Annotated in this window: 17 protein-coding genes; 9 read left to right on the forward strand and 8 right to left on the reverse strand. The window is 74.5% G+C overall.

What is annotated here, in order from left to right:
• Positions 1–149: 149 nt before the first annotated feature.
• Together GQ466_RS28430 and GQ466_RS28435 are read left to right on the forward strand one after the other, a co-directional pair.
• A complete protein-coding gene (locus GQ466_RS28430) occupies positions 150–1,262 on the forward strand; it encodes an alpha/beta fold hydrolase (RefSeq protein WP_161106138.1) in 1,113 nt (370 codons plus the stop codon).
• The gene (locus GQ466_RS28435; RefSeq protein WP_161106139.1) at positions 1,262–3,682 is read left to right on the forward strand and encodes a GMC oxidoreductase; all 2,421 of its coding nucleotides are present in this window, start codon (positions 1,262–1,264) and stop codon (positions 3,680–3,682) included. Before GQ466_RS28430 ends, GQ466_RS28435 begins: the two co-directional genes overlap by 1 nt.
• Before the next feature lie 131 nt (positions 3,683–3,813).
• Here GQ466_RS28435 and GQ466_RS28440 read toward each other — a convergent pair whose 3' ends face one another.
• Positions 3,814–4,491 carry a nucleotidyl cyclase domain-containing protein gene (locus tag GQ466_RS28440; RefSeq protein WP_161106140.1) on the reverse strand — a complete coding sequence of 226 codons (678 nt, stop codon included), beginning with the start codon at positions 4,489–4,491 and terminating at the stop codon, positions 3,814–3,816.
• Positions 4,492–4,785: 294 nt separating this feature from the next.
• Between GQ466_RS28440 and GQ466_RS28445 the strand changes: the two genes are divergently transcribed.
• Together GQ466_RS28445 and GQ466_RS28450 are read left to right on the forward strand one after the other, a co-directional pair.
• Positions 4,786–5,484: a hypothetical protein gene (locus tag GQ466_RS28445; RefSeq protein WP_161106141.1), complete on the forward strand. Its 699-nt coding sequence runs from the start codon at positions 4,786–4,788 to the stop codon at positions 5,482–5,484.
• 7 nt (positions 5,485–5,491) lie between these two features.
• The gene (locus GQ466_RS28450; protein WP_161106142.1) at positions 5,492–6,235 is read left to right on the forward strand and encodes a TetR/AcrR family transcriptional regulator C-terminal domain-containing protein; all 744 of its coding nucleotides are present in this window, start codon (positions 5,492–5,494) and stop codon (positions 6,233–6,235) included.
• A gap of 1 nt (position 6,236) precedes the next feature.
• On the opposite strand, the gene hrpB is transcribed toward GQ466_RS28450, so the two are convergent.
• The gene (gene hrpB, locus GQ466_RS28455) at positions 6,237–8,720 is read right to left on the reverse strand and encodes an ATP-dependent helicase HrpB (protein ID WP_161106143.1); all 2,484 of its coding nucleotides are present in this window, start codon (positions 8,718–8,720) and stop codon (positions 6,237–6,239) included.
• Between the two features lie 294 nt (positions 8,721–9,014).
• On the opposite strand from hrpB, the gene GQ466_RS28460 reads away from it, so the two are divergent.
• Positions 9,015–9,776, forward strand: a complete 762-nt coding sequence (locus tag GQ466_RS28460) for a nuclease-related domain-containing protein (RefSeq protein WP_237418450.1) — start codon at positions 9,015–9,017, stop codon at positions 9,774–9,776.
• 73 nt (positions 9,777–9,849) lie between these two features.
• On the opposite strand, the gene GQ466_RS28465 is transcribed toward GQ466_RS28460, so the two are convergent.
• Together GQ466_RS28465 and GQ466_RS28470 are read right to left on the reverse strand one after the other, a co-directional pair.
• Positions 9,850–10,281 carry a hypothetical protein gene (locus GQ466_RS28465; protein WP_161106144.1) on the reverse strand — a complete coding sequence of 144 codons (432 nt, stop codon included), beginning with the start codon at positions 10,279–10,281 and terminating at the stop codon, positions 9,850–9,852.
• Positions 10,274–10,639: a hypothetical protein gene (locus GQ466_RS28470; protein ID WP_161106145.1), complete on the reverse strand. Its 366-nt coding sequence runs from the start codon at positions 10,637–10,639 to the stop codon at positions 10,274–10,276. Before GQ466_RS28470 ends, GQ466_RS28465 begins: the two co-directional genes overlap by 8 nt.
• A gap of 57 nt (positions 10,640–10,696) precedes the next feature.
• Here GQ466_RS28470 and GQ466_RS28475 point away from each other — a divergent pair, with 57 nt between their 5' ends.
• The gene (locus GQ466_RS28475) at positions 10,697–11,395 is read left to right on the forward strand and encodes a histidine phosphatase family protein (RefSeq protein WP_161106146.1); all 699 of its coding nucleotides are present in this window, start codon (positions 10,697–10,699) and stop codon (positions 11,393–11,395) included.
• On the opposite strand, the gene GQ466_RS28480 is transcribed toward GQ466_RS28475, so the two are convergent.
• Positions 11,392–12,888, reverse strand: a complete 1,497-nt coding sequence (locus tag GQ466_RS28480; protein ID WP_161106147.1) for a GAF domain-containing protein — start codon at positions 12,886–12,888, stop codon at positions 11,392–11,394. The genes GQ466_RS28475 and GQ466_RS28480 overlap by 4 nt on opposite strands.
• 435 nt (positions 12,889–13,323) lie before the next feature.
• Here GQ466_RS28480 and GQ466_RS28485 point away from each other — a divergent pair, with 435 nt between their 5' ends.
• Positions 13,324–13,977: a hypothetical protein gene (locus tag GQ466_RS28485; protein WP_161106148.1), complete on the forward strand. Its 654-nt coding sequence runs from the start codon at positions 13,324–13,326 to the stop codon at positions 13,975–13,977.
• Positions 13,978–15,652: 1,675 nt separating this feature from the next.
• On the opposite strand, the gene GQ466_RS28490 is transcribed toward GQ466_RS28485, so the two are convergent.
• Together GQ466_RS28490 and GQ466_RS28495 are read right to left on the reverse strand one after the other, a co-directional pair.
• The gene (locus GQ466_RS28490; protein WP_161106149.1) at positions 15,653–16,618 is read right to left on the reverse strand and encodes an MCE family protein; all 966 of its coding nucleotides are present in this window, start codon (positions 16,616–16,618) and stop codon (positions 15,653–15,655) included.
• A 618-nt stretch (positions 16,619–17,236) separates the two neighbouring features.
• Positions 17,237–17,722: a MarR family transcriptional regulator gene (locus GQ466_RS28495; RefSeq protein ID WP_161106150.1), complete on the reverse strand. Its 486-nt coding sequence runs from the start codon at positions 17,720–17,722 to the stop codon at positions 17,237–17,239.
• Positions 17,723–17,799: 77 nt separating this feature from the next.
• On the opposite strand from GQ466_RS28495, the gene GQ466_RS28500 reads away from it, so the two are divergent.
• On the forward strand, positions 17,800–18,570 hold the full coding sequence (locus tag GQ466_RS28500) for a DODA-type extradiol aromatic ring-opening family dioxygenase (RefSeq protein WP_161106151.1): 771 nt from the start codon (positions 17,800–17,802) through the stop codon (positions 18,568–18,570).
• 345 nt (positions 18,571–18,915) lie between these two features.
• On the opposite strand, the gene GQ466_RS28505 is transcribed toward GQ466_RS28500, so the two are convergent.
• On the reverse strand, positions 18,916–19,776 hold the full coding sequence (locus GQ466_RS28505; RefSeq protein WP_161106152.1) for a hypothetical protein: 861 nt from the start codon (positions 19,774–19,776) through the stop codon (positions 18,916–18,918).
• An 86-nt stretch (positions 19,777–19,862) separates the two neighbouring features.
• Here GQ466_RS28505 and GQ466_RS28510 point away from each other — a divergent pair, with 86 nt between their 5' ends.
• Positions 19,863–20,291: a hypothetical protein gene (locus GQ466_RS28510; RefSeq protein ID WP_161106153.1), complete on the forward strand. Its 429-nt coding sequence runs from the start codon at positions 19,863–19,865 to the stop codon at positions 20,289–20,291.
• Positions 20,292–20,342: the final 51 nt, after the last annotated feature.

Here is a 20,342-nt window from a genome sequence, read left to right on the forward strand (position 1 = left end):
TCTCACTCTCCGGGTCGTCTCCGCAGAAACCCGCACCGCGCTCGTAGGGCGACTACGTAGCGGCCCGCACCCACAAGTCAGGGTTTCCCACGATGGTGCGCCGGCCGCCCCGGACGGCATCGTTGGTCCCGCCATCGCGGAGGTGAGAGATGAGACGTCGGATCGCGCGTTACACCCACGAAGGGGTACGGGACGCCGAGATCGCGGTGCATCCGTTCGCCACGGACGACGGCCTCGGCCTGACCCTCACCCGGTTCCACCGGGCCGACTGCGACGACGTCGTGCTCCTCCTGCACGGCCTGCCCGCCTCCAGCGACATGTTCTACATGCCCGAGCACGGCAACCTCGTAAACTTCCTGCTGGACAACGGGCACACCGACGTCTGGGCGCTCGACTTCCGGATGAGCAACCGGCTGCCCTACAACGGCGAGTCCCACGCGTTCAGCCTCGACGACATCGCCCTCTACGACCACCCGGCCGCGCTCGCGGAGCTGCGCCGCCACGTCGGGGACCGGCGGGTCCACGTCATCGCCCAGTGCCTCGGCTCGGTGTCGTTCTTCATGAGCATGGCCGCCGGGCTGGTGGACGGCGTGACGAGCGTCGTGTCCAACAGCGTGTCGCTGGCGACGCGGGTGCCGTCCTGGTCGCGGCTCAAGCTCCGGTTCGGCCCGCCGGTGGTGGAGTACGGGTTCGGGACGTCCGTCCTCAGCGCCTACGCCAACACCGCGCGGTTCCTGGACCGCAACTGGGCGATCTCGCGGCTGGTGTCGCTGTTCCACCACGAGTGCCGCAACCGCGACTGCCACATGGTCAGCTTCATGTGGGGCAGCGGACGGCCCGCGATGTTCTACGACCACGACAGCCTCGCCCCCGAGACGCACGAGCGCTGGGCGGACCTGTTCCCGGTGACGGGCCTCAGCTACTACCGGCACATCCGCAAGATGGTCGAGGCGGGCCACGCGGTGAAGAACCGTCGCGGCGACGCGGCGTACCGGGCGCTGCCGGACGACTACCTGGCCGCCGCCGGCGACCGGCTGCCGCCGTGCCTGTTCCTCACCGGCGACCACAACCGCGTCTTCACCGACTCCAACATCGTCACGCACCGCGTCCTCGACCGGCGGACGCCGGGACGGCACACGCTCAAGATCCTCCCCAAGTACTCGCACGTGGACCCGATCGTCGGACGGCACGCCGACCGCGACGTCTTCCCGGTGATGCTGGAGCATCTGCGCGCGCACGGCCGGGAACGGCAGGCGGTCTGATGGAGCGCGTGGACGCCGTCGTCATCGGCTCCGGGTTCGGCGGCTCGGTCGCCGCGTACCGGCTGGCCGAGGCCGGACGGTCGGTGGTGCTGCTGGAGCGGGGCCGTCCGTACCCGCCGGGCAGCTTCCCCCGGTCCCCCGCCGACATGGGCCGGGCGTTCTGGGACCCCGACGCCAACCTGTACGGCATGTACGACGTGTGGCGGTTCAAGGGCTGCGACTCGGTCGTGTCGAGCGGGCTGGGCGGCGGGTCGCTGATCTACGCGAACGTCCTGCTGCGCAAGGACGAGCGGTGGTTCGTCCACGACCAGCCCCTTTCCGACGGCGGCGGCTACGAATCGTGGCCGGTGAGCCGCGCGGACCTGGACCCGCACTACGACGAGGTCGAGAAGATGCTCGCCCCGTCGCCGTACCCGTTCGACCGTCCGGGCTACACCGACACGCCGAAGACGCACGCGATGCAGGACGCGGCGGCGTCGCTCGGGCTGGACTTCTCGCTGCCGCCGCTCGCGGTGCGGTTCGCCGACCGTCCGGGCGCGGCCCCGGCGCGCGGCCTGCCGCTGGTGGACGCGCCGTACGGGAACGTCCACGGCGCGACGCGGCGGAGCTGCACGCTGTGCGGCGAGTGCGACATCGGCTGCAACGAGGGCGCCAAGAACAGCCTGGACCACACCTACCTGTCGGCGGCGCAGCACCACGGCGCCGACCTGCGGACGCTGCACGAGGTCAAGGGGATCCGGCCGCTGGACGTCGGCGGGTACGCGGTGGACTACGTCCGCCACGACCCCGACGACCCGTCCGCGCGCCCGATGTCCGGCACGATCGCGTGCGACCGGCTGGTGCTGGCCGCCGGGACCTACGGCACGACGTTCCTGCTGCTGCGGTCGCGGGCGGCGCTGCGCGGGCTCACCGACGCGCTCGGCACGCGGTTCTGCGGCAACGGCGACCTGCTGACGTTCCTGCTGCGCGCCAAGGACCGCGAGCGGGTCCGTCCGCTGGACGCCAGCCACGGCCCGGTGATCACCAGCGCGATCCGGCTGCCCGACGAGCTGGACGAGGCCCCGAGCGGCCCGCCCGGCGCGCGCGGCGCCTACATCCAGGACGGCGGCTACCCGTCGTTCGTGGACTGGATGGTGCAGCCGTTCGACGTGCCCGGCGAGATCGAGCGGGCCATGCGGTACCTGTGGGACCGCTTCACCGACTTCTTCGCCAAGGCGCCCGACACGAACCTGTCCGCCGAGCTGGCCGAGCTGATCGGCAACGGCGCGCTGTCGATCAGCTCGCTGCCGCTGCTCGGCATGGGCCGCGACACCGCCGACGGGCGGCTGCGGCTGGACCACGGACGTCTCGTCGCGGACTGGACCACCGCGTCGAGCGAGGCGCACTTCGAGCGGGTGCGCCGGACGATGCGCCGGATGGCCGACGTGCTCGGCGCCGAGTACGCCGACAACCCGATGTGGTTCCGCAAGCGGGTGATCACCGCGCATCCGCTGGGCGGGGCCCCGATGGGCGCGCACCCCGGCGACGGCGTGTGCGACTCCTTCGGCGAGGTGTTCGGCCATCCGGGGCTGTTCGTGGCGGACGGGTCGGCGATGCCCGGCCCGGTCGGCGCGAACCCGTCGCTCACCATCGCGGCGTTCGCCGACCGGATGAGCACCCGGCTCCTGGAGGGCCTTTCCACGACTTCCGCGAACGACGCCACGCCGAAGGCCACGGGGGCCGGGCCGGTCGACACGACCGGCCCGAACGGCGGGGCACCAGGGGACGCGACGTACGGCCCGGTCACGGGGCCGTCCCAGGGGACCGGACGGCCCGAGTCCGGCGGGGCCGGCCGTACGTCGCTCTCGTTCACCGAGGACATGACGGGGCATGTCGCGTTCGGTGCGACGGATCCGGCCGCCGGCGACGAGGCCGCCGACCGCGTCCCGGCGGCGTTCCGGCTCACGATCACGGCCGCGGACGTGGACCGGTTCGTCGCCGAGCCCGGCCACACGGCGCGCGCCGAGGGCTGGGTGCGGATCGGCGAGGGCGGGCGGCGGCCGGTCGAGTCGGGGGTGTTCAACCTGTTCGTCCCCGGGGACGCGCCGGACCGCCGCGAGATGCGGTACCGGCTGCACTTCACCGGCGACGACGGGCGCCCGCTGACGCTCGTGGGCCGCAAGAACGTCCGGCCCGGGCCGCCGACGCGGATCTGGTCGGACACCTCGACGCTCTACACCCGGATCCTGTCCGGGCACGTCGAGGACGGCGACGACGCGCCGTGCGCCGCCGCGGGCGTCCTGACCATCAGGCCGGGCGACTTCGCCCGCCAGCTCACCACCTTCCGGACGGTGGGCCCGGGCGGCGTGAAGGCGCTCGTGGAGTTCGGCCGCTTCTTCGCGGGCGAGCTGTGGGAGGTGTACGGCCCCGACCTCTGCTGAAACCGGGGCCCCATGAACGCGTGGAGCGAGAGAACTGCGGGGTGCTCTCGCTCCACGCCCCTCGCCGCCGGGCGGGACCGAGAGAACTGCGGGGTACTCTCGGTCCCTCCCGGCGGTGTCGCTTTCCGGGGTCAGGCGAGGACGGGCAGGCCGGGGATCCGCATCGACGGGACGGCCGACGGGACGGGCGGGCCGGGCCGGGCGTCCGCGCCGCCCGGACCGCGCAGCGGGCCCGTCAGGACGTGCCCGCGGAACACCGCCCCCTTCGCCCGGACCCGGATCGGGTCGAAGTCGCGGGGCGGGAGGGCGCAGAACCCGGTGCGGACGACGTCCTCGAACAGCGAGTCCGACACCGCGTACGCCACGTCGCGCGCGGCGTCGTCGCGCAGCAGGCGGCGCAGCGGCGTGGAGTCCAGCAGGCGCTGGACGACGATCGGCGCGTCGCCCGCCGGACCGAACGGCCCGGCGGTGAGCGTGCCGTGGTGCAGCGCGAGCCGGACGCGCAGCGCCCGCCGGTCGCCCCGGCCCTCGTTCAGCTCGGCGAGCGCCTGGGCGAACGCGATGACGAAGTCCCCGGCGACGGGCGCGGGGTCGGTGCCCTCGGGCAGCGTCGCCAGCTCGCCGTCGCCGCCGACCTGCTCGTCCCAGCGGGAGCGGTCGAGGCCGGTGCGGGCCGCGGCGGCGTCCAGCGCCGCGCACAGGTCGCCCTGCGCGCGGAGCTGCTCGCTCGTGCTCCGGCTGCTGTACGCCTGGATGTCCACTGCCAGCAGCAGACGGTAGGACAGCGGATGACCGGTCTGCGGTCGCATGCCGTTCACTCCCGATCGCCTCCATCTCGGGGTCAAGACGAGCCCTGTTGCCCTCATTCGCCCCACCGTCGGAACGAGTGTTGCCCGTGATGGAAGGCCGTCACCGGACGTCCGGCGCGTTCCCTCCGTCATCATGCTGCGCACTGATGATCCTCTGACGCAGCGGGAGGGCGTTCGGCCTCATAGGTAAGCAGAACATCGCAAACAAGTAAGCCGATTTTCTGCGCGTGCCCGAGCTGGAACGGTCCGTGCCCGCCGTGCGCCGGGCCGGGGACGAGACCGTAAACTTCGGGCGTGAGCGCTGCCCGATCGACTCCATCTCTGTTCCTGCCGGGGCTCCGCGACGTCTACGCCGCGTACGCCCGCGAGGCCGAGCGCCTGCCCGCGCTGCCCGGCGCGCTGCAGGCCGAGGTGGCGGTGTCGGAACGGCTCGGCGCGCTGGAGGCCGCGGCGCCCCACAAGGCCGGTCGCCGCGCCGCGCTCGGCGACCTGATCACGAGCCTGCGGGCCGCCGGGACGCCGGGGGCGCGCGTGTTCCTGCTCGCGCTGGCCGCGATCGGCCCGGTGGAGGGACGGTCGGCCGCCGCCAAGGCCGCCGCGTCGCTGCCCGGCGTGGCCGTCCCGGACTGGGCCGCCGACCTCGGTCGGGTCACGCCGGGCACCGTGTGGCTGATCCAGGAGGGGCCGCTGGACGGCGACCGCCTGGTCTGCGAGTTCCGCTATCCGGACGGCGCCGACCTGCACGCGCTGGCCGTCCGGCTCGGCTACGGCGACAAGCCGGCCGAGGTCGTGGTCGTCGGCGACGTGCCCGCGCTGATGAACGCGGCACGCCAGGCGATGCAGGCCGAGCTGTGCGTCGTGCAGCCGTACCCGGCCGCCGAGGTGGGCCGTCGGCTGCGGGCCGCGCTGGACCCGGACGGGACGTTCCCCGACGAGGCCTACGGCGCGCTCGCCGTCGCCCGGCAGCGCGCCGCCGCCCTCCCGGAGCGCTGATGCGCGCGTGACCGAGTCCGGCGATCCGCGGCGCTCGCTCGCCCTGCTGTGGGGCCGTCCCGTCCCGCCCCGGCGCGGCCCGAAGCCCCGGCTGAGCGTGGAGCGGATCGTCGCGGCGGCCGTCGCGGTCGCCGACGCCGCCGGGCTGGACGCGCTGTCGATGCGGCGCGTCGCCGACGACCTCGGCGTCTCCCCCATGACGCTCTACACCTACGTCCCTGGCAAGGCCGAGCTGCTGGACCTCATGTGGGACCGGGCGTGGGCGGGGCTCGTCCCGCCGGGTCCGGTCGGGTGGCGGGACGCGCTGGAGCACCTCGCGCGCGAGCACTGGCGGCTCTACCACCGGCACCCGTGGCTGCTGGCGGCGGCGACGTCGCGTCCGCGCCTCGGGCCGCACACGCTGGACCGGTACGAGACCGCGCTCGCGGCGGTGGACGGCCTCGGCCTCACCGACGTCGAGATGGACGCGGTCGTCGCGCTGGTCGAGGGGTTCGCGGCGAGCGCGGCCCGCGCGTCGGTGGAGGCGCGGGCGGCCGAGCGCCGCACCGGGCGCACCGACCTGGAGTGGTGGGAGGCGACGGCGCCGGTCCTCGCCGAGCTGGTCGAGCCGGACCGGTACCCGCTGGCGACGCGGGTCGGGACGGCCGCCGGGCAGGCGCACCAGGCCGCGTCCGACCCGGAGTACGCGTTCGCGTTCGGGCTCGCGCGGGTGCTGGACGGGATCGCCGCGCTCGTCGCCGCCCGGTCCTGATTCAGCGGCGCGGTTTGGCGCGGCGCGTCGGGGGCTCGGCCGCCGGGTCCTCCGGCCAGGGGTGGCGCGGGTAGCGTCCGCGCAGGTCGGCGCGGACGGCCCGGTAGCCCTCCCGCCAGAAGTTCCCGAGGTCGGCGGTGACGGCGGCCGGCCGGCCCGCCGGGGACAACAGGTGCACGACGAGCGGGACGCGGCCCCCGGCGAGCGCGGGCGCGGCGTCCCAGCCGAACAGCTCCTGGAGCCGGACGGCGAGGACGGGCCGGTCGCCGGAGTAGTCCACGCGGATCCGGGACCCGGACGGCACCTGGACGCGTTCGGGCGCGAACTCGTCCAGCCGCGCCGCGCACTCCCACGGCAGAAGTCCCCGCAGCGCCGCCGTGACGTCGACGCGCCGCAGATCCGCTCGACTGCGGGCTCCCGCGATCCAGCCGGGCGCGCGGGCGAGCAGCGCGGCGTCGTCCACGGCGGGCCACGGGTCGCCGAGCGCGGCGTGCAGGAAGGCGAGGCGTTCGCGCAGCGCGGTGGCGGCGGGCGTCCAGTCCAGCAGGCCGAGCCCTTCGGCCGCGAGCCCGGCGGCCAGGGCGGCGGCGACCCGCTCGGCGGGCGGATCGGGCAGCGGACGCGCGGCGCGTTCGATCGCGCCGAGCCGTTCGACGCGGCGGGCCACGACGTCGCCGTCCCGCCACACGACCTCGTCCTCGGTGGCGCGCAGCGGCGCGGCGGCGCGCTCGGCCGTGTCGGCGTCGATGGCGACGGCCAGCCGGATCCGCGCCGCCGCCGACCCGGCGGGCCGGTCGGCGACCGCGACGGCCAGCCACTCGGGCCGCGCGGCGGCGAGCGCCGACCCGGGCGCGAACGCCGCACCGGTCCCGGACGCCATCAGATAGTCGCGCCCCCGCAGCCGAGCGACCCGCTCCGGAAACGCCAACGCGACGACAACCCCCGCCGCAGCGTCATCGGACACGGGCGCCGCCGACCTCGGCAAAGGCCGCCGCGCGGCCCTCGGGAGGGAGCGCTCCAGGCGGCGCGCTTCGTCGGTCCAGTGGGCCGTCGGGGCGCGGCGCAGGCGCCGCCATGCGGCGGTCAGGTCGTCGCCCGCGTCGTGCGGGGGCTCGGCGAGCAGCGCGACGATCTCGGCGGCGGTGCGGGCGCCGACGAGCGCGGCGCCGTCCAGCGCGGCGCGCGCCAGCCGGGGCGGGACGCCGAGGCGGGCCAGCTCCCGGCCGCGCGGGGTGACGCGGCCGTCCGGGCCGGTCGCGCCGAGCGCGGCGAGGACGGCGCGGGCGGCGGTGAGCGCGGCGGGCGGCGGCGGGTCGGGCAGCGCGAGCCCGGACGCGTCCGGATCGCCCCAGCACGCCGCCTCCAGCGCGAACCCGGCCAGGTCGGCGAGCGCGATCTCGGGGCGCGGCCGGGCGGGCAGCCGCGCGTGCTCGGCCTCGCTCCAGCACCGGTAGACGGTGCCGGGCGCCTCGCGTCCGGCGCGTCCGGCGCGCTGGTCGGCCGCCGCACGCGACGCCCGGACGGTCGTCAGCGCGCCGAGCCCCCGCGCGTGGTCGGTGCGCGGCTCGCGGGCCAGGCCCGCGTCCACGACGATCCGGACGCCCGGCACGGTCAGGCTCGACTCGGCGACCGACGTGGCGAGGACGACCCGGCGCCGCTCCCCCGGCGCGAGCACCGCGTCCTGCACGGCGGCGGGCGCCCGGCCGTGCACGCGCAGGACGTCGAACGGCCCGTCCAGCAGCCCGGCGACGCGCGCGATCTCGCCCGCGCCGGGCAGGAAGCACAGCACGTCGCCGTCGCGTTCGGCGAGCGCGCGGCGCACGGTCGCGGCGACGTGCGCGAGCAGCGCGGGGTCGGTGCGGGTGCCGTGCGGCGGCGCGACGGGACGGTCCGGCGGCGCCCACACCGTCTCCACCGGATGCGCCGCCGCCCGCGTCTCCACCACCGGCGCCGGTTCGCCGTCCGCGCCGAGCAGCCGCGCCCACGGGCCGGTGTCGGCGGTCGCCGAGGCCGCGACGAGCCGCAGCCCGGGACGCAGCGTCGCGCGGACGTCCAGCAGGAACGCCAGCGCGGTGTCGGCGTCCAGATGCCGTTCGTGGCACTCGTCCAGGATCACCGCGCCGACGCCGGGAAGGTCCGGTTCGTCCTGGAGCCGCCGCAGCAGGACGCCCGTCGTGACGACCTGCACGTGCGTGCCCGGTTTGTACTCGCCCCGGACGGTCACGCCGATCCGTCCGCCGACGCGCTCGCCGAGCAGCCACGCCATCCGGCGCGCGGCGGCGCGGGCCGCGAGACGGCGGGGCTCGGCGACGACGACCGCACCGTCCACGGCGGGCGCGCCCCCGGCCAGCCCGGCGAGCGCGAGCGGGACGTGGGTGGTCTTGCCGGTGCCGGGCGGCGCGGCGAGCACGGCCGCGCCCGGCCCGGCCAGGGCGGCGCGCAGCGCGGGGACGGCCGCCTCCACCGGCAGGGTCTCGGGGCGCATCGTCCCAGTCTGGCGCCGGTCCGCTCCCCCGCCCGGCCGCCGCCCGGTGTGATAAAGACCACTCGCGAAAGGCGCGGTGATAATTGCACCGTGCCTTTCAAATTCACCGGCGACCGGCGCGAAGCGAGCCTGTCTACCATGCCGGACCAGGCATGAGAAGTCCCGCAGGAGGGATATACCGGCCATGGCTGTTGCTTTTCCGCGCGTCGTGGCCCACCATCCGAGAGAGGGCCGCAAAGCCGCGGGCATTGCCATAATCGTCGCCGTCGGAGCAGGTACACGAGAGGTCGGACGATGTTCGGAAGCTCCATCTATCTCAGGGACAGGACCGCCTTCGCCGGCGGCACCCCGCAGGCGGTGTACGCGGAGCTCTGGCACCGGGGGCGGAAACGCCGCATCCGCAGCCGTGTAATTTACAGCGTTCTGGCGCTCGCTTTGTGCTGGGTCCTCCTGAACCCCTTTATCGGCGTCGCGGCGGGCGTCCTGGTTGCGGCCGTCGACTTCGGGTTCGCCTGGTACGGCTACCAGACGTCCAGCGTGTGGCGGCGCGGGCTGCGCGGCGACCAGCGGATGAACACGATCCTGAAGTACACGCTGGAGCGGCGCGGCCACCGGGTGCTGCACGGCCGGGTCGTCCCCGGGCACGGCACCGCCGACCAGATCGTCGTCGGGCCGGGCGGGGTCTGGCTCGTCCAGAACGACGCCTGGCACCCCGGCACCGAGATCACCGCGTACGGCGGGAAGCTGTTCATCGACGGGCGGACGCCGTCCAAGCTCGTCGGCGGCCTGCACGGCGCGGCCGAGCAGACCGCGCGGCTGCTGTCGGAGCGCACCGGCACCGAGGTCACGGTCACGCCGGTGCTGGCCGTCCACGGCGGACGGGTCAAGCGCCCGCCGCTCGTCGCCGACGGCATCACGTTCGCGCCGCCGCTGAAGATGCTGCGCTGGATCCGGTCCCACCCGACCGCCGAGCTGTCGCCCGAGGACGTCGAGACGATCGTCCGCGCGGCCGTCCACGTGCTCCCGATCGGAGGACGCACGATGACCTCGACCTGAGCGCTCCCCGCGATCTCCGGAGGTTCCCGGCCGTCCCGAGCGGGCGCCCCCGGAAGGTCCGGCCCCGCCGCCGTCAGCCGTCCCCGTCCGGCCGGACTACCCGGCCCCTGTCCGTCCGGGCGGTGCGCCACAGCCACACCAGGCCGGCGACCGGCAGCACCAGCGGCACGAACCCGTATCCGCGACCGTAGCCCGACCACACGGTCGCGTCGGGGAAGGCGGCGGGGTCGGCCAGGCTCAGCGTCCCGACGGCCAGCACGCCGGCCAGCTCCACCGAGCAGGCCGCGACGGCGACGCGCCGGGACGCGCGCCCGCCGATCGCCAGCGCCGCCGTCGCCAGCACGTACACGACGGCCGCGAACGCCGACAGCACATACGCCAGCGGCGCCTCGTCGAACTTCGTCGCGATCTGCACGGCCGCCCGCGCGCCCGCCGCCAGCGCGAAGATCCCGTAGACGGCGACCAGCAGCCGTCCCGGACCGCCGCCGGTCTCCCGCTCAGCCACCCGTCCCGTCCCAGATCTGCCGCATCCGCACCACCATCACCGCGATCGCGAGGCCCGCGACCACGATCACCCCCGGGCCCCACCGGCTGCGCTCCAGCACGCCCCAGCCCGCGCCCGCGGGCGGGATGACCAGCGCGGCCAGCAGATACCCGACGAACGTGGCGGTCTCGGACGGCCCGCCGCCGCCCGACAGCTTCACGAACCCCACGACCGCCTGCGCGATCAGCGCGACCTCCAGCACGCCGAGCGCGGCGAGGTCGCCCCAGCCCATCGGCCGGTTCCGCAGCGCGGTGACCGCGCTGAACGCGACGGCCAGCAGCGCCACCACGATGACCACGGTGGAAAGGGCGTTCGACATAGGACGGCCAGACTACTACCGGCTGTAGAGGACGGCCGACCCGCCCGGCATGGCAGCATGTGGGGCGTGAACGCGCTGGAGTGGCTGATCCTCGCCCGGCACGGCGAGAGCACCGGGAACGTCGCCTACCGCGCCGCGAACGCCGCCGGCGCCGACGAGAGCGGCATCGGCGAGCGCGACGCGGACATCCCGCTGTCGCCCGCGGGCCGCGCCCAGGCCGCCCGGCTCGGCGACCGGCTCGCCGCCCTGCCCGCCGACGAGCGGCCCGACCTCGCCCGCGTCTCCCCGTTCCTGCGCGCCCGCGACACGCTCGCCATCGCGCTCGACCGCGCCGGGATCGCCCTCGACACCCGCGTGGACGAACGGCTCCGCGACCGCGACCAGGGCATCTTCGAGGGGCTGACCGTGCACGGCGTCGAACGGCGGTTCCCCGAGGAGGCGGCGCGGCTGCGCAAGCTCGGCAAGTTCTACTACCGTCCGCCGGGCGGCGAGTGCTGGGCCGACCTCGTGCTGCGGCTCCGCAGCTTCTACCGGGACCTGTCGCTGGACGCCCCCGGACGGCGCGTCCTCGTCGTCGCGCACGACGCGGTGATCGTCACGTCCCGGTACATCGCCGAGGACCTCACCGAGGCCGAGGTCCTGGACGTCGAGCGCACGCCCGTCGAGAACGCGTCCATCAGCCGCTGGCGCAACGAGGGCGGACGGCTGCGGCCCGTCTGCTACAACGACTGCGACCATCTGACCGGCGTGTCCTAGACGTCCTCGCGCAGCCGCGCGCCGCGCGCCGCGACCGCCGGGCCGCGCGGATCCCCCGGCGGCAGGACCGCCGCCAGACGCTCCACGACCTCGGCGTCCTGCGCGCCCTCGGCCGTGTGCGCGTACGTCCAGAGCGCGTCGGGCGTCCCGCGGCGCAGCAGCAGGCCCCGCACCCGGACGGCCAGTTCGTCGCGCTCCTCCCGGATCGCCGGCGCGTCCGACGCGGGCAGCAGCGCGCCGGCGTAGTGCCGCGCGGCGCCCGCCGCGTCGCCCGCGTCCAGGCACCGCCGCACCGCGAGCACGTCGGCGTCGACCGCGCACTCCAGCCGGTACGGACGGGCCTCGACGACGTCGCCGAGCCGCGCCCGCAGCCGGTGCATTTCGGCGCGGACCGTCACCGGGCTGCCGTCCTCCCCGTACAGGCACAGCGCCAGCCGCTCGCCGCTCATCCCGCGCGGATGCAGCGCCAGCAGCGCCAGGATCTCGGCGTGCCGGGCCGACAGGGCGACGCGCCGCCCGTCCAGCCATGCCGCCGGGCGCTCCGTGCCGAGCAAGGCCAGGGTCAGCAGCGTCCGGTCCGGCGGGGGCGCGCCCGGCGCATCCGGACGCAGCAGGAACACCTCCCCGACCGGCTCGGCCTGCGCGCGCCGTCCGTCCGGCAGGACGATCCACGCGCCCGGTGCCGGGGCCGCCAGCCGTCTTCCGCGCCACCGGCCCTGCCCGTCCGCCAGCACGCGGCCCGTCGCCGTCACCAGCAGCCCCGGCTCGCCGCGCAGCGCCCGCAGATGCCGCCCGTAGGCGTCGCGGAGCCGTTCGTCGCGCACCCGCATCTCGGCCGCCAGCGCCGTCTCGGCCAGCCGCGCGACCGCGTCCACCAGCCGCACCGACGCCGGATGCAGCCGCTCCACGGTGTCGCTGAGGTCCAGGCAGCCGACGAGTTCGCCGGTGTCGGGATCGGTGACGGGCGCGCCCGCACACGACCAGCGGTGCAGGACGTGGACGGCGTGCTCGGCCGCGAACACGTACTGCGGGCCGCCGGCTGCGAGCGCGGTGCCGATCCCGTTCGTCCCGATCGCCGGTTCCGACCAGCGGAACCCCTCGGCCAGCCCGATCGCGTCCGCCGCCCGCCGCAGCCTGCGCGGACCTTCCGCCCACAGGACCGTTCCCTCGCCGTCGGTGACGACCATGAGCTGGCCGCTGTCGCCCGGCGCGCCGCTCAGCAGCTCGCGCAGCATCGGGATGTGCGCCGCCAGCGGATGCCCGGCCCGCACGCCCGCGACCTGCGCGTCGTCCAGCGCCGCCGGGGCCGCCGACGCCGCCGCGTCGACCCCGCTGCACCGCGACCGGCGCCACGACTCGGCGATCGCGGGCCGCACCGCCGCCCGCCCACCGTCCTGCCCGCGCGCGTGCGCGCTGTCGAGATGCGCGAGAAGGTCCTCCGGCCGCGCGCACGCGTGCGGCAGGGGCGCACCCGGATTCCTCGTTCGCCGCATCGTTCCCCCCGGGACGCGCCGGACATCGTCGTCGGGTCCGAGCATCGAGCGCCGCACCCGTCCGCGCAACCGGTTCAGCGCATCAGATCTACCTGGCCTTTGCCACATTCGGTGAGCAATCAACCGCAACGTGCATGCAACCTCGGCGTGCCTATCGTGCGAGTGCAGCCGCTTCGCACGTCTCGGGAGGGGAAAACGTACGAAGCGGCTGCGCCCCGACGGGAGGACGATCATGTTGTGCCCGACCTGCGGCCGGGTCCGTCCGGCGCAGAACCGCGACGACTACACGTCCGAACGCGCGCGCCTCATCACGCAACACGGGCTGTGCGTGTGCAAGCCACCACAACGACCCCGCGACACGCGTCGTTCATGACCCGTTTCCGCACCGTTCGCCTAAAGTTGGAGGAGACCCACTCACGTCCGTAAAGGAGCATCATGCCAGTGTTCTCGGGACTGGTCCGCAGGGTCGTCGTCGAAGCCGAACGCCAGATGCGCGGCGGCCTCGACCTCCTCACCCGGCTGACCCGAGAACACGCCCCCGACGCCGAAGCACTGCAGGCGCTCCCCGCCCTGGACGCCCGCCTGAACCGCGTGGAAGAGGCCCTGGGCCGCCAGGACGAAACCCTGCGCGCCCTGCGCACCGACCTCGACGCCCTCGTGACCGACCTCAACCGCCGCCTCCTCCCCCGCATCGACGAGCGCATGGACGACACCGAACGCGACCTCGCCGCCCTCGCCACCGGCCTGATCCGCGCGGGCAAGGACGACGCCGGCCAGCGCTCCCGCCTGGAGAACCTGGACCGCCGCCTAACCGACGTCCGAACCAAGGTCGTCCAGCTAGAACAACGCGCAGGCCTCTGGCGCGAACTCCAAGCAACCCTGGCCCGCCTGGGCGACGACGTAGACCGCCTGCGCGGCCGTCTCGACGCCCCCACCGACCCAGGAAGCGCAGGCGCGGCAACAGCCCCACCCACGTCCGCCGCCTCCCCCACCACAACCCCCCAACGCCCCCCGTCCGACCCCCACCACACCACCACCGCCGCCCCGCCCGCCCAACGCCGAAGCGAACGAGAACCCGCAGGCAACTAACCCACCCACCCGCGGAACCCCACCCCACCGGGACGACCAGCGCAGGGCGGGCCAGCAGTAGGCGCTCGGAGCGCCGAGCAGCGCCGAGCAGCGCCGAGGGACGTAGCCCAAGCGGCCATGCGAGTGGGGACGCCGGGGCGAAAACCGCCAGGCAGGCGGGACGACGCGGGCAGCCGCAAGCACTCCGCGCACCGAGCAGCGTCAGCGACCCGCAGCGCAAGCGGGCCGCGCGCCCGATCCCCAGCGCGCGGATCGGCGTAACTGCCCGCACGCGCCCGGCACGAGCAGCCGCGACGCTGGTGGCCATGCGCATGGGGCACCGGCCAGCCGCGCCGGGCAGGCGGGCCAGCCGCAGGCGCTCGGAGCGCCGGGCGGCGCCAACCGGACGTCGCCCAAATGGCCATGCGAGTGGGGACGCCGGGGCGAACACCGCCAGGCAGGCGGGACAACGCGGGCAGCCGCAGGCATCCGCGCACCGAGCGGCGTCAGCGGCCCGTGGCGCAAGCGGGCCGTGCGCGGATCGGCGTAACTGCCCGTACGCGCCCGGCACGAGAAGCCGCGACGCTGGTGGCCGTACGCGTGGGGGAACCGGCCAGCCGCGCCGGGCAGGACAGCACAGATACCCGTTACGCGCTGCGGGGCGCGAGCAGCCGTAATCTCTGCGGCCGTCGTCAAGACGGCTATGCGCGTAGGTGCGCCGACGCGAGCCATCCCCGGCAGGCGGGACGACACGGGCGGACGAATGCTCTCCGCGCACAGCGCGGCGTCGGCAGGCCGCCGCGCGAGCGGACCGTGCGTGCGAGTGCCAGCGCGCGGATCGGCGCAGGCAGCCGTACGCGCTGGGCGACGAGAGCAGCCATGGCGTGGGGGCTGTAGGCGCCGAGGAGTCGACGCGAACTGCGGCGGGCGATTGGGGCAGACAGGCGGGACAGGACGGGCAGGCGTACGCGCTCCCCGCACTGGACGGCGCCGACGGCTCTGGCCTAGCGGCCGTGCGCGTGCGAGTGTCGGCAGGTGGATCGGCGCACGCGGTCGCGCGCGTTGGGCGGAGCGAGCGGCCGTGCGCGTGGGGCCGGTACGAGCGGCGCAAGGCCGGCGGGACGGGGCGGGCAGCCGTACGCGCTCCGCGCACCGAGCGGCGTCAGCGGGCCGTAGCGCGAGTGGGCCCTTCGCGTGCGAGCGCCAGCGCGCGGATCGGCATAGATGCCCGTACGCGCTCAGCGCGTTGGGCGGCACGAGCAGCCGTGACGCTGGTGGCCGTGCGCGTAGGGGCACCAACGCGAGCACCGCCGGGCAGGCGGGACGGCGCAGCTCCCCGTAGGCGCTTTGAACGGTGGGCGGCGTTGGCGGCCGTGGCCCAGGCAGCCGTGCGCGTAGGGGAGCCGACTCGAGCGACGTCGGCGGGACGGCGCGGGCAGCCGTGGTGTTGGCGATCGTCGCCCGCGGGGGCCGAGCGCGTGGGGCGCTGACGCGAGCTACGCCGGGCAGGCTTGGGTAGCGTCAGTGTCACGGCCTACGGTCCTCTGCGGTGCGACGACGCGGGCGTGTTGGTGTTCGGAGCTGCGGTGGACGCCGCAGTGTGCTGCGCGTTGAGCGCAGGCGGGGCGGGGTGGGCGGTGGCGGGCGGGTTGGACCGGGGATCCGGTCATTGGGACGGTGGTCCGGGGCGGGGTGGTCAGCAGACGTCTATGAAGATCTTGCAGAAGTCGAGGGACAGGGTGTTCAGGCCCTGGCCGAGCAGGGTGCCCTGGGGGCCGGGTGTGTTCATCAGGCTGGCCAGGCCGTGGAAGAAGCCGTCGAGGACGTCGATGAGCTGGCCGATGCGGGGTGACTGCGCGGCCAGGACGCCGACGGCCGGGGCCGTGCCGTCGATGATCTTTCCGAGGTGGGCGCCCTGGCGGTCCAGGACGCCGCCTGTTGTCGCGGCGAAGTGTGAGGCTTCGTCCAGAAGCTTCGCCACTCGGTCGGGGCGGTCGTAAATGACGGGCGCCAGGCCGTTGAGGTCGTCCACCGCGCCGGTGATGGCGTTGCCGCGATCGGCGAGCACGGCGCCGATTCCGGCCAGGTCGTCCACGATGGCTTTGAGGTCGGTGCTCCGGCGGTGGGTGGCGTCCACGACGGTCGCGCCGTTGATCAGCGTTCGGCGCAGGGCGTTCTCTTCACCGCGCAGGCCAGCGCCGAACGTGTGCAGGAGTGACGCGACCTCGTCGGGGTCGATCGCCCGGGTGAGCGCGTAGGCCGGGCCGGCTAGGTCGGTGGCGTCCGTGACCGGTGCGGTCGCGGTGATCCTGCCGCCCTCCGGCAGCGCCGGGCCTGTGCCGAGGTCGAGGGCGACGTCTTTCGGGCCGAAGAACGAGACCGGCTCGATCGTCGCGTGCGTGGACGCGGGGATCGGGACGGTGGAGCGCAACCGGACCAGCACCGAGCCGTCTGGCCGCAGGGCGACCCGCTCAACCTTCCCGACCGTGATGCCGCGCACCTTGACCTCGGACCGTCCCGCGTCCAGTCCGGCCCCCGCTCGATCGAATACGGCCGTGTACCGGCGCCCTCCCGCCGACGGCCACGCTAACCAGACGAGCAGTGTCGCCGTCAGTGCCAGGACCACGACTCCGATGACTCCGGGGGTGCGCGACGCGTGCATGGGCTCTCCGCGGGGTGGGGCGTGTCGCCATTGCACCCGAGGCCCCACCCGACGGGCTACAAAGCCACCAACGGAATGTGATGCCGGTCACCTTTGCGTGAGTGACAAGTCATGATGTGACCCAGCTCTCGGCCTCAGCGACTGCCCAGCCTGCCGCCTTTACATTGTAGATCATCAAGCATCCTCCGCGTTCCGGCCCTCCACCTCCGGCCCGACTCCGCGAGGCGGCCCCGCGACGCAGGCTGGCGCGCCACCCCGGCCGCGCCACGACGCCACCCACGCCACAACACCCACGGCACCCACGGCACCCACGGCACCCACGGCACCCGACGATGCCTAGACGCGGAGCTAGCCCCGGACCTAGGTACGCCCGACTGTGGAGCGCCGGACTGGAGCGTCAGCCCGGGCCGCGCTCGACCAGCCCGCGCCCGACCGCCCCGCGCTAGACCGCCCTGCGCTAGACCGCCCTGCGCTAGACCGGCCTGCGCTAGACCGGCCTGCGCTGAACCGGCCTGCGCTGAACCGCCCCGCGCCGGACCGGCCAATGCAGGACTGGCCCGCTGGGCTGGAGCACCAGGCTGGGGCGTGCTGGGTGGAGCCGCTGGCGGCGGGGCGGGCTCAGGGTGGGTCTTGGACGGGGCCTTGTCCTTCGGGGTCGAGACCGGCCAGCAGGGTGAACAGCAGGTCCCGCAGTTGGTGCTCTTGGTCGCGCGTCAGCGGGTCGAACAGGTGGCGGCGGACCGCTTCGACGTGGCCGGGTGCGGCGGCGGCGAGGACGGTGAAGCCCTCGTCCGTGAGTTCGGCCAGTGTCGTGCGCCGGTCGTTCGGGTGGCGGACGCGGCGTACCCAGCCGCGTTCCTCCAGGCGTTTCACCGCGTGTGACAGCCGGCTTGGGGACGAGCACGCCGTCCGCGCCAGTTCGGACATCGTCAGCGTCCGGTCGGGCGCCTCGGAGAGGACTACGAGGATCACGTAGTAGGCGTGCGGCATCCCCGAGTCCTGTTGGAGCTGGCGGTCCAGGGCCTCGTTGAGCAGGCGTGACGTCCAGAGGAAGGCCCGCCAGGTTCGCTGCTCGTCCTCGTCCAGCCATCGCACGCCGTCCACGAGCCCTCCTGGAAGTTGAACATTCAAATTCTATCGCCTACCGTAACTGTTGAACGCTCAACCTTTGGGAGGCCGACATGGGCCGGATGCCCGCCCTCTTCCTCAGCCACGGTGCACCGCCCCTCGCCGACGACGCGCTCTGGACCGGGCAGCTCGCCGACTGGGCCGCCGACCTCCCCCGGCCCGACTCGATCCTCGTGATCTCCGCCCATTGGGAGGACGCGCCCCTCACGCTCGGCGCGACCCGCACGGTGCCGTTGGTCTACGACTTCTGGGGATTCCCGGATCACTACTACTCAGTGCGGTACGCGGCGCCGGGTACGCCCGCGCTGGCGGACGAGGTGAGCCGCCTGCTCCCCGACGTCCACCATGCCGAGTCGCGCGGGCTCGACCACGGCGCCTATGTCCCGCTGGTCGAGATGTATCCGGACGCCGACGTGCCCGTCCTCCAGATGTCCATGCCGACGCTCGACCCCGCGCGCCTGTTCGCGCTGGGCCGCAAGCTCGCCCCGCTGCGCGAGCAGGGCACGCTGATCCTCGGCAGCGGCTTCACGACGCACAACCTGCGTGAGTTGCACCCCTATCCGTCAGCCCCGCCCCCGGCGTGGTCCACCGAGTTCGACGCCTGGGCGAGTGCGGCCGTGGCGAGCGGTGACCTGGACTCCCTCCTGAACTTCCGCGACAAGGCCCCCGCCGCCCGCATGGCGCACCCGCGCACCGAGCACTTCGCTCCCCTCTTCGTGGCGATGGGCGCGGCGATCGACTCCGCCGACTCCCCCGCCGCCCGGCGCACCGTCATCGACGGCTTCTGGTACGGGCTCTCCAAGCGCTCCTTCCAGTTCGACTAACCCCAAGCCCTCAGCCCCGACGTCAGCCCCCTGACCTCAGACCCGAGACCCGAGACCCGAGCCTCCAGCCCCGGCCGCGCCCCGGCCCCGGCCCCAGGCCCAGGCCCAGGCCCAGGCCCAGGCCCAGGCCCAGGCCCAGGCCCAGGCCCAGGCCCAGCGTCGGACGCCAGACTTCCGGCCGACCGCCTAACTCCCAGCGCCGGACGCTGAGCCCCGCCTCTCACCTCCAGGCATTCACACGAGCCTTTGGCCGCATTTCGGTGGCAGTTTTCTGTTCGTTTTCATGTGACGTTTTCTCGCGCAACAGCGACCCCTGCCTTTTGCGCCTGGGTTCGCGTTCGGTGATCAGTGGAACAGGCGGTGTAGATGGTTGATGCGCCTGGCTATCCGGGTCATCTCCGCGTCCGTCGGTGTCCAGCCTCGGGTGAGCAGGGCGGTGAGGACGGCCTCGACATAAGGCGCCGGCGTGTGGCGGATGTCCTTTGTGACGACGATCAGCTCCCATCCATAAGTGCCGCGCAGCCAATTGCGACGGGTCTCGTCGTGGCTCCGGGCCCGCCGGCCCGTGTGGTGCCGTTCGCCGTCGTACTCCACCCCCACCTGGAAGCGTTCGTAGCCGAGATCGACGTACAGCGGATCGCCGCGCGGCCCCGGTACCGGGATCTGCGTCGCGGGCGGGGGCAGGCCCGCCTCGATCAGCGTCATTCGCGTCCGGCTCTCGCCCGGCGACTGGGCGCCGGGATCGCCGGCGCGCAGCACGGCGCGGAGGCGGTCGTTGCCGTGGTAGCCGCGCAGCGACCGCGCCGTCGCCCGCAGCGCGTCCACGGTCACGCCACGGCGCAGGAACTGGTCGAGCGCCGCCACGGCCTCGGCGCGCGGCAGCCAGCGGGCGCAGTCCAGCGCGGTCCGCACGGGCGACGTCAGCCGCACCCCGGCCCGCTCCAGCACGTGCGCGGCGGGCAGTTCGACGCGTTCGGGGTCGTGGACCCGGTGTTCGGCGTCCGGGCCCATGATCACGTCGATCGGGCAGGTGGTCTCGTCCGTCCCGGGCGGCAGCACGTCCACGCCCCACAGCCGCGCCGCGGTGCGGCGCGCGACCGCCGCCGCGGGGCCGTGCGTCCGGGTGACCGTCGCCGCCCGTGCCCGCAGGGAATCGGCCGCCAGGTCGCCGGACGGCGCCGTCCGGACCTTCGTCTTCTCGTCCATGTCCACGAGCATGGACGGCCGCGCCACGCATCCGGAAGTCGCGGCCAAAGCTGTGGAAAAGTCGTCGCAGGCCCTACGCTGCCCGCATGGCCGACCTCTACGAACTCGTCGTGGACGCCGATCTCCCGGGGGACCTCACGGCGGCGGAACGCGCCGAACTCCGCTGGCATCTCGGGCTCGGGCCACGGCCGCTCACGCTGGCCATCGTCACGGACTTCACCGAGGTCGTCTTCACCGACGACGGCGAGCCCGCGATCGTGGAGCTGCCCGAGCCGCTGCTCGCCGAGCGCGGCGCGGCGCTGCGCGTCGGTGGGCCGCTGACCGGCGCGTTCACCGTCCGCGACGACGGCGCGAGCACCCTGCTGGCCCGGCAGGAGGTCCATCCGGACTCGTTCCTGCGCGTCGGCGAGCTGCTGCGGTGGCTGGAACGGCGGGCGACGCGCTGCTCGGCCCGCGTCCGCTTCCACGAGGACGAGGCGTACACCGACGTCGCGAACGGCGACCTGCCCGGCTGAGACTCGGCCGTCAGGGCACGGCGCGCTCACACGGCGCTCCGACGGACGGAA

It is taken from the genome of Actinomadura rayongensis (assembly GCF_009831215.1).
GTDB classification, from domain to species: domain Bacteria; phylum Actinomycetota; class Actinomycetes; order Streptosporangiales; family Streptosporangiaceae; genus Spirillospora; species Spirillospora rayongensis.

What these genes read in the sequence shown, in the direction of transcription:
- GQ466_RS28510 (WP_161106153.1), top strand. Translation starts at nt 19,863, where the DNA reads ATGGCCGACCTCTACGAACTCGTCGTGGACGCCGATCTCCCGGGGGAC.
- GQ466_RS28505 (WP_161106152.1), bottom strand. Translation starts at nt 19,776, where the DNA reads ATGGACGAGAAGACGAAGGTCCGGACGGCGCCGTCCGGCGACCTGGCG.
- GQ466_RS28500 (WP_161106151.1), top strand. Translation starts at nt 17,800, where the DNA reads ATGGGCCGGATGCCCGCCCTCTTCCTCAGCCACGGTGCACCGCCCCTC.
- GQ466_RS28435 (WP_161106139.1), top strand. Translation starts at nt 1,262, where the DNA reads ATGGAGCGCGTGGACGCCGTCGTCATCGGCTCCGGGTTCGGCGGCTCG.
- GQ466_RS28470 (WP_161106145.1), bottom strand. Translation starts at nt 10,639, where the DNA reads ATGTCGAACGCCCTTTCCACCGTGGTCATCGTGGTGGCGCTGCTGGCC.
- GQ466_RS28430 (WP_161106138.1), top strand. Translation starts at nt 150, where the DNA reads ATGAGACGTCGGATCGCGCGTTACACCCACGAAGGGGTACGGGACGCC.
- GQ466_RS28460 (WP_237418450.1), top strand. Translation starts at nt 9,015, where the DNA reads ATGTTCGGAAGCTCCATCTATCTCAGGGACAGGACCGCCTTCGCCGGC.
- GQ466_RS28480 (WP_161106147.1), bottom strand. Translation starts at nt 12,888, where the DNA reads ATGCGGCGAACGAGGAATCCGGGTGCGCCCCTGCCGCACGCGTGCGCG.
- GQ466_RS28485 (WP_161106148.1), top strand. Translation starts at nt 13,324, where the DNA reads ATGCCAGTGTTCTCGGGACTGGTCCGCAGGGTCGTCGTCGAAGCCGAA.
- GQ466_RS28490 (WP_161106149.1), bottom strand. Translation starts at nt 16,618, where the DNA reads ATGCACGCGTCGCGCACCCCCGGAGTCATCGGAGTCGTGGTCCTGGCA.
- hrpB (WP_161106143.1), bottom strand. Translation starts at nt 8,720, where the DNA reads ATGCGCCCCGAGACCCTGCCGGTGGAGGCGGCCGTCCCCGCGCTGCGC.
- GQ466_RS28440 (WP_161106140.1), bottom strand. Translation starts at nt 4,491, where the DNA reads ATGCGACCGCAGACCGGTCATCCGCTGTCCTACCGTCTGCTGCTGGCA.
- GQ466_RS28475 (WP_161106146.1), top strand. Translation starts at nt 10,697, where the DNA reads ATGTGGGGCGTGAACGCGCTGGAGTGGCTGATCCTCGCCCGGCACGGC.